This window comes from Curtobacterium sp. KBS0715, assembly GCF_005938005.2.
GTDB lineage: Bacteria > Actinomycetota > Actinomycetes > Actinomycetales > Microbacteriaceae > Curtobacterium > Curtobacterium flaccumfaciens.
In genome coordinates this window covers 429,146-446,006 of the sequence record NZ_VCCA02000001.1, presented here as the reverse complement: position 1 = coordinate 446,006, position 16,861 = coordinate 429,146, and the positions used below count along the sequence as shown (strand labels likewise).

At 72.5% G+C, this 16,861-nt stretch carries 21 protein-coding genes; 13 read left to right on the top strand and 8 right to left on the bottom strand.

From position 1 onward, the window contains the following. Genes FFG40_RS02200 through FFG40_RS02190 form a run of 3 tightly spaced genes read right to left on the bottom strand, consistent with a single transcriptional unit; the run spans position 1 to position 1,192 of the window. Positions 1 to 384, bottom strand: a complete 384-nt coding sequence (locus tag FFG40_RS02200; RefSeq protein WP_138802088.1) for a VOC family protein — start codon at positions 382 to 384, stop codon at positions 1 to 3. Then, positions 384 to 899, bottom strand: a complete 516-nt coding sequence (locus FFG40_RS02195) for a DUF1697 domain-containing protein (RefSeq protein ID WP_138802087.1) — start codon at positions 897 to 899, stop codon at positions 384 to 386. The genes FFG40_RS02200 and FFG40_RS02195 overlap by 1 nt, the downstream gene beginning before the upstream one ends. A 26-nt stretch (positions 900 to 925) precedes the next feature. Continuing rightward, positions 926 to 1,192: a hypothetical protein gene (locus FFG40_RS02190; RefSeq protein ID WP_138802086.1), complete on the bottom strand. Its 267-nt coding sequence runs from the start codon at positions 1,190 to 1,192 to the stop codon at positions 926 to 928. Between the two features lie 133 nt (positions 1,193 to 1,325). Between FFG40_RS02190 and FFG40_RS02185 the strand changes: the two genes are divergently transcribed. After that, complete coding sequence (locus tag FFG40_RS02185) at positions 1,326 to 1,778, top strand: hypothetical protein (protein ID WP_017887957.1); 453 nt, start codon at positions 1,326 to 1,328, stop codon at positions 1,776 to 1,778. Positions 1,779 to 1,928: 150 nt separating this feature from the next. Here FFG40_RS02185 and FFG40_RS02180 read toward each other — a convergent pair whose 3' ends face one another. After that, on the bottom strand, positions 1,929 to 3,404 hold the full coding sequence (locus FFG40_RS02180; protein ID WP_027466783.1) for an NCS2 family permease: 1,476 nt from the start codon (positions 3,402 to 3,404) through the stop codon (positions 1,929 to 1,931). Between the two features lie 157 nt (positions 3,405 to 3,561). Between FFG40_RS02180 and folE the strand changes: the two genes are divergently transcribed. The 5 genes from folE (at position 3,562) to FFG40_RS02155 (ending at position 7,740) form a co-directional block, all read left to right on the top strand. Then, positions 3,562 to 4,173 carry a GTP cyclohydrolase I gene (gene folE / locus FFG40_RS02175; protein WP_138803395.1) on the top strand — a complete coding sequence of 204 codons (612 nt, stop codon included), beginning with the start codon at positions 3,562 to 3,564 and terminating at the stop codon, positions 4,171 to 4,173. Then, complete coding sequence (gene folP / locus FFG40_RS02170; RefSeq protein ID WP_138802085.1) at positions 4,170 to 5,090, top strand: dihydropteroate synthase; 921 nt, start codon at positions 4,170 to 4,172, stop codon at positions 5,088 to 5,090. Before folE ends, folP begins: the two co-directional genes overlap by 4 nt. After that, the gene (locus tag FFG40_RS02165) at positions 5,087 to 5,836 is read left to right on the top strand and encodes a pyrimidine reductase family protein (protein ID WP_260678767.1); all 750 of its coding nucleotides are present in this window, start codon (positions 5,087 to 5,089) and stop codon (positions 5,834 to 5,836) included. The genes folP and FFG40_RS02165 overlap by 4 nt, the downstream gene beginning before the upstream one ends. Positions 5,837 to 5,892: 56 nt before the next feature. After that, positions 5,893 to 6,546 carry an HAD-IA family hydrolase gene (locus FFG40_RS02160; protein WP_138802083.1) on the top strand — a complete coding sequence of 218 codons (654 nt, stop codon included), beginning with the start codon at positions 5,893 to 5,895 and terminating at the stop codon, positions 6,544 to 6,546. A gap of 651 nt (positions 6,547 to 7,197) precedes the next feature. After that, entirely contained in the window at positions 7,198 to 7,740 is a 543-nt protein-coding gene (locus tag FFG40_RS02155; RefSeq protein ID WP_071245566.1) for a type 1 glutamine amidotransferase domain-containing protein, read from the top strand. Between the two features lie 50 nt (positions 7,741 to 7,790). Here the strand turns inward: FFG40_RS02155 and FFG40_RS02150 are convergent, their stop codons facing one another. Continuing rightward, positions 7,791 to 8,375 (bottom strand): molybdenum cofactor biosysynthesis protein, encoded by a 585-nt coding sequence (locus FFG40_RS02150; RefSeq protein WP_260678766.1) that lies wholly within the window; start codon positions 8,373 to 8,375, stop codon positions 7,791 to 7,793. A gap of 89 nt (positions 8,376 to 8,464) precedes the next feature. Here FFG40_RS02150 and FFG40_RS02145 point away from each other — a divergent pair, with 89 nt between their 5' ends. The 4 genes from FFG40_RS02145 to FFG40_RS02130 are packed head-to-tail and all read left to right on the top strand — an operon-like array spanning position 8,465 to position 11,112. After that, on the top strand, positions 8,465 to 10,057 hold the full coding sequence (locus FFG40_RS02145) for an AlkA N-terminal domain-containing protein (RefSeq protein WP_138802082.1): 1,593 nt from the start codon (positions 8,465 to 8,467) through the stop codon (positions 10,055 to 10,057). Further along, the gene (locus tag FFG40_RS02140; RefSeq protein WP_071245560.1) at positions 10,054 to 10,566 is read left to right on the top strand and encodes a methylated-DNA--[protein]-cysteine S-methyltransferase; all 513 of its coding nucleotides are present in this window, start codon (positions 10,054 to 10,056) and stop codon (positions 10,564 to 10,566) included. Before FFG40_RS02145 ends, FFG40_RS02140 begins: the two co-directional genes overlap by 4 nt. A gap of 28 nt (positions 10,567 to 10,594) precedes the next feature. Then, positions 10,595 to 10,855, top strand: a complete 261-nt coding sequence (locus FFG40_RS02135) for a type II toxin-antitoxin system prevent-host-death family antitoxin (RefSeq protein WP_071250100.1) — start codon at positions 10,595 to 10,597, stop codon at positions 10,853 to 10,855. Beyond that, positions 10,852 to 11,112, top strand: a complete 261-nt coding sequence (locus FFG40_RS02130) for a type II toxin-antitoxin system RelE/ParE family toxin (protein WP_071250103.1) — start codon at positions 10,852 to 10,854, stop codon at positions 11,110 to 11,112. Before FFG40_RS02135 ends, FFG40_RS02130 begins: the two co-directional genes overlap by 4 nt. An 11-nt stretch (positions 11,113 to 11,123) precedes the next feature. Here FFG40_RS02130 and FFG40_RS02125 read toward each other — a convergent pair whose 3' ends face one another. Continuing rightward, positions 11,124 to 11,717 (bottom strand): TetR/AcrR family transcriptional regulator, encoded by a 594-nt coding sequence (locus tag FFG40_RS02125; protein ID WP_138802081.1) that lies wholly within the window; start codon positions 11,715 to 11,717, stop codon positions 11,124 to 11,126. 9 nt (positions 11,718 to 11,726) lie between these two features. Beyond that, entirely contained in the window at positions 11,727 to 12,293 is a 567-nt protein-coding gene (locus FFG40_RS02120) for a hypothetical protein (protein WP_138802080.1), read from the bottom strand. A gap of 210 nt (positions 12,294 to 12,503) precedes the next feature. On the opposite strand from FFG40_RS02120, the gene FFG40_RS02115 reads away from it, so the two are divergent. The 3 genes from FFG40_RS02115 (at position 12,504) to FFG40_RS02105 (ending at position 15,913) form a co-directional block, all read left to right on the top strand. Then, positions 12,504 to 13,325: an alpha/beta fold hydrolase gene (locus tag FFG40_RS02115; RefSeq protein ID WP_110863248.1), complete on the top strand. Its 822-nt coding sequence runs from the start codon at positions 12,504 to 12,506 to the stop codon at positions 13,323 to 13,325. An 18-nt stretch (positions 13,326 to 13,343) separates the two neighbouring features. After that, positions 13,344 to 14,216, top strand: coding sequence for a hypothetical protein (locus tag FFG40_RS02110; protein WP_138802079.1), 873 nt, complete (start codon positions 13,344 to 13,346; stop codon positions 14,214 to 14,216). A 221-nt stretch (positions 14,217 to 14,437) separates the two neighbouring features. Then, a complete protein-coding gene (locus FFG40_RS02105; RefSeq protein ID WP_138802078.1) occupies positions 14,438 to 15,913 on the top strand; it encodes an APC family permease in 1,476 nt (491 codons plus the stop codon). Between the two features lie 153 nt (positions 15,914 to 16,066). Here the strand turns inward: FFG40_RS02105 and FFG40_RS02100 are convergent, their stop codons facing one another. Further along, on the bottom strand, positions 16,067 to 16,798 hold the full coding sequence (locus tag FFG40_RS02100; protein WP_138802077.1) for a LysE/ArgO family amino acid transporter: 732 nt from the start codon (positions 16,796 to 16,798) through the stop codon (positions 16,067 to 16,069). Between the last annotated feature and the right edge of the window lie 63 nt (positions 16,799 to 16,861).

Genomic DNA, 16,861 nt, shown 5'->3' with positions numbered 1-16,861 from the left:
TCAGCTGGCGACGAGCTCCACCTTGAACCGCTCGGCGTCCTCCAGGAAGGCCGCGTGGTGCTCCGGGCCACCGGCGAACGGGTGTCGGTCCTCGTACAGGCGTGCCCAGCCGTGACCGGGAGCCTCGGCCCAGAGCCGCTCCACGGTCTCGGCAGCACCGGCGTGGAACGCCAGGTGGCTGAGCCCCGGGCGGCGCCGGTCGTGGTCGCCGTCCAGTGGCGCTGATTCGAGGACGACGTACAACGGACCGAGCCGCCAGCTTCGGCCGTGGTCCCACTGCTGGAACGGTTCGTAGCCGAGTTCGCCGAGCAGCCAGCCCCAGGACCCGGCGGCGGTGTCGAGGTCGGCGGTGCGGAGCTCGACGTGGTGCAGCGTGCCGAGCATCACAGGAGCTTCCGCAGGGTGTTCGTGTTGCGGGTCGTCGTCGTGCGCTTGAAGCGTGCGGCTCCGGCCCGCTTGGCGAACACGGTGTCGGTGCTCGAACCCTTCGGGCAGGACCAGTAGACGACCCCGTTCCCGCGGGCGACCCGCTCGACCGACTCGTCGAGTTCGAGGTCCCCGACCAACGCGTCGAGCGCACCGTCGTCGGACGCGAACACGACGTAGTCGTGCCGTTCGTCGGCACGCGCGAAGGGGAAACCGTCGACCACGGCCGCGAGGGCGTCGTGCCGGACGAGCACGATCCAGGCGTCGTACCCGAAGCGGTCGCGCAGCCCCTGCTCGATCGACGTCTTGAGCTGCTCGGCGGGCACGTCGGCGGAGAACACGACGTTGCCCGAGGCGAGCACGGTGCGGACGTCGTCGAACCCGAGCCCTCGGAAGAGCTCCGTGAGCTCGGCGCTCCGGATCGTGATGCCGTTCACGTTGACGCCGCGCAGCAGCGCCACCCACCTTTCCATGTCCGGACGGTAGCGGTCCGGGCCGCTCACGTCCACGTCCGGGCCACGCCCCAGCCTGTGCCCTGCGGCACGATGTCGACCACCAGGGCCTCGCCGTCGTCGTCGCTGGTCGCCTGGAACCGCCAGCCCACGGTGCGTTCGGGCGCATGGGTGATCGCGGTGGGCAGTTCAGCGCGCGTCACGGTCAGCCGCGTGGGGGTGTCGCTCACCCGCCAGCGCCGTCCGGCCCACACCAGCCGGGTCGGCGTGCCCTCGGCCCACCACACCGTGGCGGCCGTGTCGGTGATCATCATCGGGTCTCCTCATTCGAACGTGTGTTCGAATGGTAGGTGTCGACCTCCGACGTCGCAACCACCGGCGGCCGACCCCGGCGGGTCGTGGGCGAACCCCTCGAACGACGCAGCAGCCCTCGTGTAGACGGGACCCATGACGAACGACGCACAGGGCCCCGACGCGCAGCACCAGGTTCCCGAGGGGGTGTCCGAGGCCACGGTCGAGGCGCTCGGCAGCCTGTCAGCCGCGGTCGAGGTCATCGAGCACGCCCGCGGCCTGCTCTACGGGTTCCACCGACTGACCGGCACCGCTGACCTGAACCTCGGTGAGGCGGTCGAGCAGCTGCGGAAGGCCGGGCACACCGAACTCGCCGAGCGCATCGACACCGAGCTCGTGGGCCGGAACGTCATCGCGGGCCGCTGGACGTTCCAGATCGTCGAGGACTACGACGACGGCTACTACGCCCTCGCCAAGGAGCTCGAGCGCACGGCGCGCGACGAGCTCGTGCAGGGCCGTCGCCACCTGTTCGAGGCGGGCATGAAGGAAGACCGTCGCACCCAGGACCAGCGCCACCACGAGGCCACGCCGAGCGACCTGCCGGACTGACCCCGGGCCTCCAGGCCGACGCGGCGGCCGCGCCTGCGGAAGACGCCGGCATCTTGCGGAGACGCCCCAGAAACGTCGAGACGCCGCCGGAATCGGCGGCGTCTCGATGACACGACGGCGTCTTGTGACAGGCCCCGCCCGGCCAACGCCTCAGCCGACGCCGAGCAGCGCCTCCAGCGGCCCCCGCGCGAAGTACAGCAGGAAGCCCGCGGCGACGACGTAGAGCAGCCACGAGACCTCACGGCCACGGCCGGACAGCAGCTTGATGAGCACCCAGCTGATGAAGCCGGCGCCGATGCCGTTCGCGATCGAGTAGGTCAGCGGCATGACGACGATCGTCAGGAACGCCGGCAGGGCCGAGCCGAAGTCCGACCACGAGATGTCCGCGACCTGCGCGACCATGAGCGCACCGACGACGACGAGCCCGGCGGCGGCGACCTCGAGCGGGACGACCTGGGTGAGCGGCGTGAGGAACATCGACGCCAGGAACAGCAGTCCGGTGACGACCGAGGCCATGCCCGTGCGGGCGCCCTCGCCGATGCCGGAGGCCGAGTCGATGAAGACGGTGTTCGACGACACCGACGCGCCACCACCGGCGATCGCGCCGACGCCCTCGACGACGAGCGCCGACTTCAGGCGGGGGAACGTGCCGTCGGGCTTCGCGACACCGGCGGCCTTGGCGAGACCGGTCATGGTGCCCATGGCGTCGAAGAAGTTCGTGAAGACCAGGGTGAAGACGAGCATCGACGCGGCGAGCGGGCCGATGCGGGTGAAGGCACCGAAGACGTCGGCGTGGCCGACGAGCGACAGGTCCGGCACGGCGAACAGTGCGCTCGGCAGGCCGGGGGCGTTGAGGTTCCAGCCGGTCTTCGAGTCGACCGAGGTCGGCACCTGGAAGATCGCCTGCAGGATGATCGCGATGATCGTGGTCGCGACGATGCCGATGAGCAGCGCTCCCTTGACCCGGCGGGCCATGAGCGTGCCGATGATGATCAGGCCGATCAGGAACACGATGGTCGGCAGGGCGCCGACGGAGCCGTCCTCGCCGAGCTGCAGCGGCGGCGACGCGAGCCCGGAGGACCGAACGAAGCCGGAGTCGACGAGGCCGATGAACGCGATGAACAGGCCGATGCCGACCGTGATCGCGGCCTTGAGCTGCGCCGGGACGGCGGTGAAGATCATCGTCCGGATGCCGGTCAACGCGAGGATCACGATGATCACACCGTTGATGACGACCAGGCCCATCGCCTCGGCCCAGGTGACCTGGTGCACGACGCTGACGGCGAGGAACGAGTTGATCCCGAGCCCCGCGGCGATGCCGAACGGCAGGTTCGCGATGATGCCCATCGCGATGGTCATGACGCCGGCGACGAGGCCGGTCGCCGCGGCCACCTGAGCGTTCTCGAGCCATCCGCCGCTGACGTCCTTGGCGGCCTGGTCGGCGCTGAACCCGCCGAGGATGAGGGGGTTCAGGATGACGATGTACGCCATCGTCACGAACGAGACGAGGCCACCGCGGACCTCGCGGGGGATCGACGATCCGCGTTGCGTGATGGAGAAGAATCGATCGAGGCCGGTCGCGAAGCGGTTCCGGGGCGTGGTGTCGGTCTGCGGGGCGCTCACCACGAGAGTTTAAAGGACGCTGGGTTTCGGGCGTGTCACACCGGTCTCACAGGTTGTGACAGCCGGGAGGCCCGTTCCACGCGGATCGCACACCTCGCGCTGGGCGTCTGCCCGCGTTCTCCGGCCATGGCTGGTGTTGGATGAGCGGGTGACGTCACCCATGGACCGCGCCCGTGTCGAGGCCGCCGTCCGCGAGCTGCTGCTCGCCATCGGCGAGGATCCCGACCGCCCGGAACTCACCCGCACCCCCGCCCGTGTCGCCGACTCGTACGCCGAGTTCTTCTCCGGGATCGGCACCGACGCGGTCGCCATCGCCCGGGACGGCACCGTGCACGCCGAGGACGGTGAGCGCGGACGGCTCGTCATCGTCCGCGACGTGAAGTTCCGTTCCGTCTGCGAGCACCACCTGCTGCCGTTCCTCGGGGTCGCGCACCTGGCGTACGCGCCGGGTGACCGCCTCATCGGGCTCGGCACGCTGGCACGGGTGCTCGACGCGGTGGCCTCCCGCCCGCAGCTGCAGGAGCGGCTCGGCGAACAGGTCGCCGCGACGATCGCCGAGGGGCTCGGCGCCGAGGGCGTCCTGGTGGTCCTCGACGCGCAGCACCAGTGCGTCACGACGCGTGGGGAGCGCCAGACCGGTTCGACGACCGTGACGGTGGCGGCGACCGGTTCGCTGGCCGACACCGCTGGACGGGCCGAGGCGATCGCGCTCATCGGCGCGGGGCGTGGGACCGACGCCGGGCCCGACGCGGGTGCCGGGGCGGACGCATGACGGGCCTCCCCGACGGCACGGCCGGACCCGGCTGGGTCGTGCCGGACCTGCGCCACCCGGTCCGGACGTTCGGCCGCCGCACCATCGACTTCGACCACCGCATCGCCGTGATGGCGATCGTGAACCGGACCCCCGACTCGTTCCACGACCGCGGCGCCACCTTCGAGCTCGACCGGGCCGTCGCCGCCTCGGTGCGCGCCGCCGAGCAGGGCGCCGACTGGGTCGACATCGGCGGCGTGAAGTTCGCCCCCGGTCCGGAGCTGCCCGCCTCCGACGAGATCGACCGCGTCGTGCCCGTCGTCGAGCAGCTCGCCCAGCAGTCCGACGTCGTCATCAGCGTCGACACCTTCCGTCCCGAGGTCGCCGCGGCGGCGATCGCAGCTGGCGCGACCGTCGTCAACGACACCACCGGCCTGTCCGACCCGCGGATGGCCGCCGTGGTCGCCGACTCCGACGCCACCGTCGTCATCACGCACTCGCTCGCCGAACCCCGACAGCCCCTGCCGGCGCCGCCGCAGTACGGCGACATCGCGGGCGAGGTCGTCGCGTTCCTGCGCGAACGGGTCGACCGGGCGCTCGCCGCGGGCATCCCCGAATCGCGGATCATCGTCGACCCGGGTCACGACCTGCACAAGAACACCGTGCACACCCTCGAGCTCACCCGTCGACTGCCCGAGGTCGTCGCGCTCGGCTACCCGGTCCTCGCCGCGGTGTCCAACAAGGACTTCGTGGGGGAGTCGCTCGGGCGCCCCCGCGGTGAACGGCTCTCCGGATCGCTCGCCGTGGCGACCGTGAGCGCGATGCTCGGCGCCCGGATCGTCCGCATGCACGACGTCGCCGAGAGCGTCGACGCGATGCGCATGGTCGAGGCCACGCTCGGATGGCGCACCCCCGTGGAATCGAGGCACAACACGTGAACGTCCTGCCCCCGTCGATCGCGGACCTGTCCGACGACGACCTGCTCGAGCTCTACACCGCCGACGCCGGGGATCCCTGGCTCCGCGTGAACTTCGTCGCGACGCTGGACGGTTCGGCCTCGGCCGCCGGGGTGTCCGGGTCGCTCGGCGGTGACGACGACCTGCGCGTCTTCGACCTGCTCCGGCGGGTGGCCGACGTCGTGCTCGTCGCCGCCGGCACGGTCCGCGACGAGGGCTACGGGCCGATGGTCCTGCACGACACCGACGTCGCCTGGCGGCGGGCCCACGGCAAGCCGGACCACCCCGTGTTCGCGATCGTCACCGGGTCGCTGTCGCTCGACCCGACGTCGCGGGTGTTCACCGAGGCGCCGGTGCGCCCGATCGTCCTGACCTCGGCGACGGCGGCTGCGTCGTCGAAGGCCCGGGCGCTCGCCGGGGTCGCGGACGTCGTCGCGTGCAGCGCGGACGACGACCCGGACTCGGTGGACGCCGGACGGATCCGTGGGCTGTTGGCGGGCCGTGGCCTCGGGACGATCCACTGCGAGGGCGGGCCGTCGTTCCTCGGAGCACTCATCGCCGCGGACGCCGTCGACGAGCTGACCCTGACGATCGACCCGTCGCTCGAGGGCGGGGCGGGGCCGCGCATCGCCCGGGGGTCCTCGCCGGAACTCCGGCGGATGCGACCGGCGCACGTGCTGCTCGGCGCCGGCGGCGTGCTGCTCACCCGGTTCGTCCGGGCGCGCTGACCCCGCCCGCGCGGCCGCCGGGGGCGCGCTGACGCCCGTGGGCTAGGGTCGGGCGCGTGATCGACATCGTGGCGTCCGGGGTCCTCTTCGACATGGACGGGACCCTCGTCGACTCGACCGCGGTGGTCGAGGCGACCTGGACCCGGTTCGGGAACGCGAACGGCATCGACCCCGACGAGATCCTCGCGTTCTCGCACGGACGGCAGGCGATCGACACCCTGCGGCGCTTCCTGCCCGACCTGCCCCTGGCCGAGCAGCAGCGGATCGCGGCGGAGCTCGTCGCCGAGGAGACCGCGAGCACCGAGGGCATCCTCGAGATCCCCGGAGCCGTCGCCTTCGTGCAGCGACTCGTCGAACTCGGTGTCCCGGTGGCCCTCGTGACGAGCGCCCCGCGTGACCTCGCCGCGGGCCGGATGGCGGCCGCCGGGTTCGCCGTGCCTGAGGCGTTCGTGCCCTCTGAGGACGTCGCGCACGGCAAGCCCCACCCCGACGGCTACCTGCGCGGAGCTGCCATGCTCGGCGTCGACCCGACCGACTGCGTGGCGTTCGAGGACGCCCCCGCCGGACTCGAGTCCGCCATCGCCTCCGGCGCGACCACGGTCGTCGTCGGACCCCTCGAGCACCCGGTGACGGCCGGTCTGCACCGGGTCCACGGGTACGAAGGCCTGACCGTCGAGCGCGACGGCGACGCCTTCCGCATCCGCGGCTGAGCGCGGCGCCCGCCCTGCCCGCCCGCCCGCCCGCCGGCTGGTCAGGACGCCCCGCCCTGCCTGCGCTGAGTGGTCAGGAACCGTCGGCTGCGCCGCCGCCAGCCGACCTTTCGCGACCGCCCGGCGGACGTGAGCGGGGGGTTGCGACCGGGCGGGTGGCGGCCTGGAGGCCCGTGGCGGGCCCGCGCCGTGCCTCCAGGCCGACTGTGGGCGCGTCCACGGCGCCTCGCCGGCTGGTCAGGACACCCTGCCCGGCCTGCGCTGAGTGGTCGGGAACAGTCGGCTGCGCCGCCGCCAGCCGCCGCTTTGCGACCGCCCGGCGGACGTGAGCGGGGGGTTGCGACCGGACGGCCTCGCGGCCTGGAGGCCCGGCGGCCTCCAGGCCGACTGGGCGCGTCCACGGCGCCTCGCCCGTCGGTCAGGACACCCCGCCCGGCCTGCCCCCAGTGGCCAGGAACCGTCGGCTGCGCCGCCGCCAGGCGACGGTTTGCGACCGCTCGGCGGACGTGAGCGGGGGGTTGCGACCGCCCGACCGCCCGACCGCTCGACCGCCCGACCGGACCCCCCGAGCCGCCCCTGCACGCCTGCCCAGCCGACGCCGACGACCCTCGGGTGTGCGGCCGGAACGACCGGGCCGCGGAAGGAGCGATCATGGCAACCCTCGACGGCAAGAAGATCCTCGTCATCACGACGAACTACGGCGTGGAGCAGGACGAGATCGTCGTCCCCACCGAGCAGCTGCGTGAGCGTGGTGCCTCGGTGACCGTGGCGGCCAAGGAGACGGGCACGATCCAGACGCTGGTCGGCGACAAGGACCCGGGGCAGACGCTCGAGCCGGACACCACCATCGCCGGTGTCGACGCGAAGGACTTCGACGCCCTCGTGATCCCCGGCGGCACGATCAACGCCGACACGCTGCGTCAGGAGTCCCGCGCGGCGACGCTCGTGCAGGCCTTCGCCGAGGCGAGCAAGCCGGTCGCGGCGATCTGCCACGGCCCGTGGACCCTCGTCGAGGCGGGCGTGCTGTCGGGCAAGACCGTCACGTCGTTCCCGTCGCTGCAGACCGACCTGCGCAACGCCGGAGCCGAGTGGGTCGACCAGGAGGTCCAGGTCGACGGCGGCTTCATCACGTCCCGCACCCCGGACGACCTGCCGGCGTTCGTCGACGCGATCGAGAGCGCCCTCACCGCCTGAGCAGTGCATCGTGCCGCCGGCGCAGGACGGTCGCCCGCCCGGCGACCGCGTCAGCCGAGCGCCACGGGGCGGGCCGTGCGGAGCACCGCGGGTCCGAGGGTGAGCACACCGTCGGACTCCGGGTCGCACCGCACGCCGCCCCGGCCGCGCATCGCCCGGAACGCCCCGGGTGCCACCTCGTGGTCCATCCAGGCGCAGGGGTTCGCCGCGCGGTAGCCACGGAACCGGACCGGCCCGCCACCGGCGTCCGGCGTCACGCTCTCCAGCGAGAAGGGCTCGCCCCGCAGCGCCTCGACGTCGGCGCCCCGCAGGAACACGTTCCGCCGCGTCGCAGCGGGGTCGACGGTGGCACCGATCGCGTGACCGACGGCTTCGAGCCCCTCCAGTCCGATCACCGTGACCGAGGCGTGCACGTGCGCCCGGGCCGCGAAGTACCGGTCGCCGACGATGCCCAGCCCGGCCCGCAGCTCGATTCGGTCGCGCGACTCGTCCGGATCGTCCGCGGCCATCGGCAGCGCGCCGTCGGCCGGGCGCCCCTCGTACCGGTGCCGCGGTGAGACGAGCAGCAGCGCGACCTCGACCTCGGTCCGGAACGGTAGGTCGTCGAGACCGGCCACGTCGTCTGCGGAAGTCACGCGGCCAACGCTAGCCGGGCCTCCCGGCCGTGCGCTGCTCCGTCCGATTCCCGCCAGTCGACGTCGGCGGCCCATGTCAGGCTGAGCCCATGACCACCCCGGACACCGACGTGCAGTCCGACGCGCTGCACGCCGAACGGCACCGCGCCGTCGCCTCGCGCGACGCGCGCTTCGACGGCCAGTTCGTCACCGCCGTGCACTCCACCGGCATCTACTGCCGGCCCAGCTGCCCGGCCCGCACGCCGAGGGTCTCGGGCGTCACCTTCTACCGCACGAGTGCCGCAGCGCACCTGGCCGGCTTCCGCGCCTGCAAGCGCTGCCTGCCCGAGGCGACCCCCGGCAGCCCCGAGTGGGACCTGCGCGAGGACGTCGCCGGCCGGGCGATGCGCCTCGTCCTCGACGGCGTCGTCGAGCGCGACGGCGTCCCCGGGCTCGCCGCGCGCGTGGGCTACTCGGAGCGGCAGCTCAACCGCATCATGACGGCCGAGCTGGGCGCCGGGCCGAAGGCGCTCAGCCGGGCGCACCGGGCGCAGACCGCGCGGACCCTGCTGACCTCGTCCGACCTGCCCGTCGCGGACGTCGCGTTCGCCGCGGGGTTCGCCAGCGTCCGACAGTTCAACGACACCGTTCGCGAGGTCTTCGCCGTCACCCCGACCGAGCTCCGCGCACGCCGGTCCGGGGGAGTCGACGGTGCCACGGACGGCGGCGACGGCGCACTCCGCGTCCACCTGCCGGCCCGGGCGCCCTTCGACGCGCAGGGCCTGCTCGACTGGCACGCGCTGCACGCCCTGCCGGGCACGGAGCAGGTGGACACCGACCCCGCCGGCCGCGTCACGTCGTACGGGCGGCTGGTCGACCTGCCGGGAGGCCCGGGCTGGTTCACCGCGTCGGCCGCCGTCCCCGACGTGGCCGGGCGGGGCACCGGGATCGACCTGCGCGTGCGGGTCGCCGACCTCTCCGACCTGCCGGCCCTCGTGGCACGTGTCCGGGCACTGTTCGACCTCGACGCCGACCCGGTCGCCGTCGACGCCGTCCTCGGAGCCGTGCCCGAGCTCGCCGGACCCGTCACCCGGGTGCCCGGTCTCCGGCTCCCCGGCGCGGTGGACGCGCACGAGATCGTGTTCCGCACCCTGATCGGGCAGCAGGTCTCGGTGGCCGCGGCGCGCACCGCGCAGACCCGGCTCGTGGCCGCGCTCGGAGCGACGGTGCCGGACGCCATCCGGCCCGGCGGGCTGCTGTTCCCGTCGGCGGCGGTGATCGCCGAACGCGGGCACGAGGTCCTGCGGGGCCCGGCCGCCCGCGTCGACACGATCCTGCGGGTGGCCGCCGCGCTCGCCGACGGGTCCCTGGTGGTGGACGGTGGGCAGTCCCTCGGTGACCTGCGCGACGGACTGCTCGCGGTGAAGGGCATCGGGCCGTGGACCGCCGACTACGTCGCGCTGCGGGTCCGGCACCACCCCGACATCTTCCTCCACAGCGACCTCGCCGTGCGGAACGGTGCACAGGAACTCGGGCTGCCCGGAACGGCGCGTGAGCTCTCCCTATGGTCGGAGCAGGTGGCCCCCTGGCGGAGCTACCTCACGATGCACTGCTGGCGACCGATCATCGACCGCGCGATGACCGCGACCGCCGGCGCCCGTGCAGCCCGTGCCCCCGAGGACCCCCGGAAGGACGACCGATGACCGACGCAACCATCCAGACCCTGGACACCCCCGACGGGCCGTTCACCGTGCTCGAAGACGCCGAGGGCAGGGTCCTCGCCTCCGGGTGGACCGACTCCGTCGAGCGGATCCTCGCCCGCCTGGCCGACCGCCACCGCCCCGACCGCGTGCTCGACGGCGTGGTCGCCTCGGCCGAGGCCGTCGATGCCTTCTACTCGGGCGAGGTCGAGCACGCCATGCAGGTACCGGTCCGGCAGTTCGGCACCGAGCTCTTCACCGAGGGGTGGCGCCAGCTCCGCCGGATCCCCGCCGGCGGCACCCTGACCTACACCGGGTTCGCGGCGGCGATGGGCCGGCCCGACGCGGTGCGGGCGGCGGCGAGCGTGTGCGCCCGGAACGCCCCGGCGCTCTTCGTCCCGTGCCACCGGGTGCTGCGCTCGGACGGCACGCTCGGGGGCTTCGCGTGGGGGCTGGACGTCAAGCGGTCACTGCTCGAACGGGAGTCGGTCGGCACCACGGCACTCGTCTGACTTGTACAAAACGCTCTAGAATGTACAGGTGAGCGAAGTGTCGATCTCCGAAGCCCGTGGCCGTCTGGCGTCGATCATCGACGACGCCCGGCACGAACCCGTCTACCTGACCCGGCGCAACAAGCGCGTCGCCGCCGTGGTCGACGCGGCCGTCCTCGACCGGTTGCTCGAGGCGGCGGAGGACCTGGACGACCTGAAGGCGGTGGAAGAGGCCCGACTCGAGAACGAGCGCATCGGCGGCGAGAACGTCAAGTGGGAGGACCTCAGGCGCGAACTCGGTCTGGGATGACCTACGACATCGAGTTCGAACCGAGTGCGGGGCGTGCCATCCGCAAACTGCCGCCACATGCCCGACGACTCGTCGAAGGGGTTCTCGCGATCCTGGCTGACGAGCCGCGTCCACCCGCGGCTCGTCGACTCGTCAACAGCCCGGAATGGCGTGTCCGGGTCGGTGACTACCGCGTGATCTACCTGATCGACGATGGGCGGCTCGTGGTCGTCGTCGTGCGCGCCGGGCACCGGCGCGAGGTCTACCGAGGTCGCTGAGGCGTCAGCCGTCAGCCGATCGCGCCGCGCAGGCTGTCCACGTGCAGCTCGACGAGCGCCAGGACCCGCTCCGGCGCACGCGCCGTCGGGTCCCACGTGTGCTCGATCGCCAGCCCGTCGATCAGCGCGTGCAGCCGGTCCGCCTCGTCGGTCAGGTCGCGATCGGCACCGAAGCTGCCGTCCTCGCGCAGGATCTCCAGCGCCCGGGTGCACACCCGGCTGACCCCGTCGTTCAGGCGTCGGGCGCTCGCAGCCAGGTGTTCGTCGGTGCGCGCGAGCACGCCGAGCTGCACCTGCGCCAGGATCTCGGTCGTGCGCTCGGCGTCGAGCGGCAGCACCTGGGCGAGGACGTCCAGTGCGAGCGCACGACCCGTCGAACGCAGGGCGGCGAGCCGAGCGGTGACCCGTTCCTCGATGATCGTCAGGCAGTGCTCGCGCAGGGCGTCCTGCGTCGGGAACACGCGGCGGAGTGACGCCGGGGCGATGCCGGCCTCGTCCGCGACGTTCCGCACGGACAGTGCGCTGAGGCCGTCCCGCTCCAGGATCCGCAGGCAGGCCGCGGCCACCAGGGATCCCCGTTCCTCGAGGTCGACACGGCGCGGCACCGGGTCAGCCTACGGCCGGCTCACTGCTCCGGTCGGGCTCGCGGCTGCGGTGGCGGCCCGGCGCGGCCAGATCGTGTAACTGACCGCCCACAGCAGTTCGACGCCCAGGACCACCCCGAGCAGTGCGACCGTGCCCTGCAGTTCGTCCGTGCGCTCCGGGTCGCCGACGACGAGGACGAGTCCGCCGATGATCCCACCGGCGATCAGCACGGCGAGCCCGGTCCGCAGCACGTCGCCCCAGCACCGGGCCGTGTACCGCCGTCCACTCAGCCGTTCGGGTGCCGGACCGCCGGCGAACCGGTGCGTGAAGCGGACGTCCGCCCACGCGATCATCCGGTGCCCGTACGCGACCGAGAAGCCGATGTAGATCGCCGCGAGTCCGTGATGCCACGACGCGGTCCCACCGCCGAGCAGGTCGACCGTGACGACCGCGAGCAGCACGACGTCGATCACGGGTGCCGCGACGAGCATCGCCGCGCCCGTCCGCGGCCGTCGCAGCAGGTACCGGGTGGTCAGGCCGCCGAGGATCGCGACCCAGAAGGCGATCTCGCAGGCGACGATGGCGATGAGTGTCATGGTTCCCCGTTCAGTGGCGGTGATCGTTTGAGTACAGGTGTACTCAAACAGCATGGCACGGCGACCACCACGGTGTCGAGCGACGGGGTTCTGCCCCTGGAAGCGGGGGGAGACACGGGCTCCCACGCCTGCGACACTCGGAGGACCGGTAATCCGCACGGTCCCCTCCGAGGCCCGACGCATCGCCGTCGACAGCTCGCAAAGGACCCCATGCTCCCTCCAGTCGACCGAACGGTCGTCTCCTCCGACGGCACCACCATCGCCGTCTCCGAGGCAGGGGACGGGCCGGCGGTCGTCGTCGTGGGCGGTGCCTTCGACCACCGGGGGACCCCGTACCTCGACCGCGTGGTCGCCGAGCTCGGCTCGACCCACCGCGTGGTGACCTACGACCGCCGTGGCCGTGGTGCCAGCGGTGACTCCGCGACGTGGGCGATCGAGCGCGAGGTCGACGACCTGCGCGCCGTCGTCGAGAGCATCGGCGCACCGACCACCGCCGTCGGCATCTGCGTCGGCGCCGGTGTCGTCCTGCACGGGCTCGCCACCGGACTGCCCGTCGACGGTGCCGTCCTGTGGGAACCGCCGTACCGCGCCTCGGTCGACCCGCACGCCGACGACGTCGTGTTCGCCGACCTGCTCGACGAACACGTCGGTGCCGGCCGCCGGGCCCAGGCCGTCCGCGGGTTCCTGACCCAGGTGCTCGGGGTCCCGATGGGCCAGGTCACGGCGCTGCGGCTCAAGGGGTCGCTCTGGCGCTCCCTGGTCGTCGACGCCCACGTGCTCAGCCGCGAGGTCCGTGTGCTGAACGGCCTCGCCGTGCCCGAACGGGTCGCTGCCGCCGTGGGTGTGCCCGTGCTCGTCGGCGCCGGTGGCGACGGACTCGAGTGGATGCGTCGTGCGGCCCGCGCCCTCGTCGACGCCGTGCCCGGTTCGGAGTACGCCGAGGTGCCCGGGCAGGGACACGTCCCCGCACCGGCGGCCCTCGGAGCCCTGATCGACCGTGTCCGGAGCCGGATCGTCTCGCCCAGCAGCTGACTGCGAGAGGATGGGCGGGTGAACGCACCCCGCCTCGGTCTCCTGCTCGACGTCGACGGGCCCATCGCCAGCCCGGTCTCCCGCACCATCGCGATCCCGAGCATCGTCGCGGACCTCGTCGCGCTCGCCGCCGAGGGCATCCCGATCGTCTTCAACACCGGGCGCAGCGACGCGTTCATCCGCTCCGAGGTCGTCGGCCCGCTGCTCGCCGGTGGCCTCGCCGAAGGTGGCCGGGTCCACGCCGTCTGCGAGAAGGGCGCCGTGTGGTGCTCGATCGGTCCGCAGTACGACGGCGGCATGGGTGAGCTGACGGTCGCCGAGGACCTCGCGCTGCCGCGGGACTACGCCGACGAGATGCGCGAGCTGGTCCGCGACGAGTACGCCGACCTGGTGTTCTTCGACGAGACGAAGCGCGCCATGGTGTCGATCGAGCAGCGCGTCGAGGTGCTGAACGCCACCTACCTGGCCCGTCAGCCGGAGTTCGACGCGAAGGCCATGGCAGCGCTCGAGCGTCGCGGGCTCGGTGTCCGCCGCCTCGACGACGTCCGACCCGACGCCGACGGTGCCGTGCAGTGGCGCATCGACCCCACGATCATCTCGACCGACGTCGAGTCCGACCGCAGCGGCAAGGACCTGGGGGCCGAGCGCTCGCTCGAGCTCCTCGGGCAGGACGGGGAGCTCCCGGTCACCTGGCGCACCGTGGGGGACTCCCGCAGCGACTACGCCATGGCGGACTGGCTGCACGCCCACGGCCACGAGGTCGCGCACGTCGACGTCCGTCCCGCCGACGGGGTGCCGGCCACGCCGTACCCGGTGCTCACCGCCCCCGACGGCGTGATCCACGACGAGGCCGGAGCCCGGTTCCTGGCGGACTGGCGCGCGGGCCGCTGACGCGAGCACAACCGCACCCCGCGACCGCACTCCGCGAACGCGCCCCGCGACCGCGCCCCTGGACGCACCCGTCGGCCGACCGTACGGTGCGTGCCGGACCGGTGCCGGGCCTCCTGGCCGTCGCCGGACCCGGCCACCGTCCGGGCGGACGCTTTGCGTGACACAGTGGTACACCAGTACCCTTCCGAGGTCCGCCGCCAGCCGATGACGGGATCCACCCCATGGCAACGAAGCTCCGCATCAAGTCGATCGAGGCCTCCCTGGCCGACTCCGAGGAGCAGGGCAGGTCCCTGAAACGCTCCCTGAAGACGTTCGACATCGCCGCGATGGGGATCGCGGTCGCCGTCGGCGCCGGCATCTTCTCGGTCGGCGCGAACGCCGCCGCGAACTTCGCCGGGCCCGGCGTCATCATCTCCTTCCTGCTCGCCGCCGTCACCTGCGGCCTGGCGATCATGTGCTACGCCGAGTTCGCGTCGACGATCCCCGTCGCCGGCTCCGCGTACACGTTCACCTACGCCACGATGGGCGAACTGCTCGCCTGGATCGTGGGCTGGGACCTCATCCTCGAGACCCTCACGGCCAGTGCCGTGATCGCGAAGTACTGGGGCATCTACCTCAGCACCGCGTTCGACGTCTTCGGCATCACCCTGCCGAGCACGATCCAGCTCGGCCCGATCCCCTTCACCTGGGGGCCGGTGCTCATCGTCGGGATCTTCACGGTGCTCCTCGCCTTCGGCACCCGCCTGTCGTCGCGGGTGTCGGCGGTCATCACCGTCATCAAGGTCGCGATCGTCGTGTTCGTCATCGTCGCCGGAGCGTTCTTCGTCAAGGCCGCGAACTTCACGCCGTTCATCCCGCCGGCCGAGCCCGCCAAGGGCGCCGAGGGCAGCGTCTGGACCCAGTCGCTCGTGTCCTGGTTCACCGGTGCCGAGCCCGCCCAGTACGGCGTCTTCGGCCTGCTCGCCGCGGCGTCCCTGGTGTTCTTCGCCTTCATCGGCTTCGACGTCGTCGCCACCAGTGCCGAGGAGACCGAGAACCCCCAGAAGACCCTGCCCCGCGGCATCTTCATCGGGCTCGGCATCGTGACCCTGCTCTACGTCGGCGTCAGCATCGTCATCACCGGCATGGTCTCGTACCAGCGGCTGGCCGAGGAGAAGGCGCCGTCCCTGGCGTCGGCGTTCGACATCGTCGGGCTGCCGTGGGCCGCCGGCATCATCGCCATCGGCTCGCTGATCGGTCTGACCACCGTCGTCATGGTGCTGCTGCTCGGCCTGTCCCGCATCGTCTTCTCGATGAGCCGCGACGGCCTGCTGCCCCGCTGGTTCTCGAAGACCAACCCGAAGACGCAGACCCCGGTGCGCGTGCAGGTCGTCGCCGGTGTCGTCGTGGCGCTGCTGGCCGGGTTCACCGCGGTCGACAAGCTCGAGGGCATGATCAACATCGGCACGCTGTCGGCGTTCGTCCTGGTGTCGATCGGCATCGTCGTGCTGCGTCGTTCGCGGCCCGACGCCCCGCGGGCCTTCCGGGTGCCGTGGTCGCCGGTGCTGCCGATCATCTCGGCGGTGCTGTGCTTCTGGCTGATGCTGAACCTCGAGGTCGAGACCTGGCTCCGGTTCGTCGTCTGGCTGGTCATCGGCTTCGTCATCTACTTCGGCTACAGCCGTCGCCACAGCCGCGTCGGCCAGCGCATGCAGTAGGGCGGTTCCGCAAGACACCGGTGTTCGCACGTTGCACACCCGCACAACGCGGTTCGACGTGCGGACACCGGTGTTTTGCAGCCCGCCGTTCCGCGCGCCGCGCCGCCGGTCCGCGCGCCGCGCCGCCGGTCCGCGCGCCGCGCCGCCGCTCCGCTACGCGCCGACGAGCAGCAGCACGCCGAACGCGAGCATCACGACGGCGACCAGGCCGTCGAACACCCGCCAGGTCAGCGGCTTCTCGAACAGCGGCCGCAGCAGGCGTCCGCCGAACCCGAGCGCACCGAACCACAGGCAGCTCGCCGTGACGGCACCGATCGTCCAGAGCCACCGGTCGTCCGCACCCTGCTGGTTCGCCACCGACCCGAGGAACACCAGCGTGTCCAGGTAGACGTGCGGGTTCGCCCACGTGAAGACGAGCATGGTGAGCACCGCCGTCCGCATGGTCACCACCTGGCCGGGAGGCGCGGTGCGCGTCCGCCCCGCCGCCACCGTCGTGCCGGTGGTCGTGTCGACCCCCGCGCCCGCGCCGGCGCTGGCGCCCACCACGCCGTCGTCGGCCGCCTCGTCGGCCACGCGCATCGCGTCCCCCGAGGGCCGCAGCGCGCGCCGCGCCGCGAGCACCCCGTAGGTGAGCAGGAACGCGGCACCGACGAACCGGACCACCAGGAGCGCCACGGGGAACCGTTCGACCACGGCGCCGACCCCGAGCACCCCGGCGACGATGAGCAGCGCATCCGAAGCGGCGCACACCACGACGGCAGCGGCCACCACCCGGACCCCGGTGCTCACGGCGAGGCGCAACAGGTAGGTGTTCTGCACACCGATCGCGACGATCAGTGCGAGGCCGGTGCCGAGGCCGGAGAGCAGGGGCAGGAACGTGGTCACGGTCCGACGCTAGGGCCGGGCAGCGGTGTAGTACAGCTCAGGTTCCTGCAGCGCCGTAAGCTC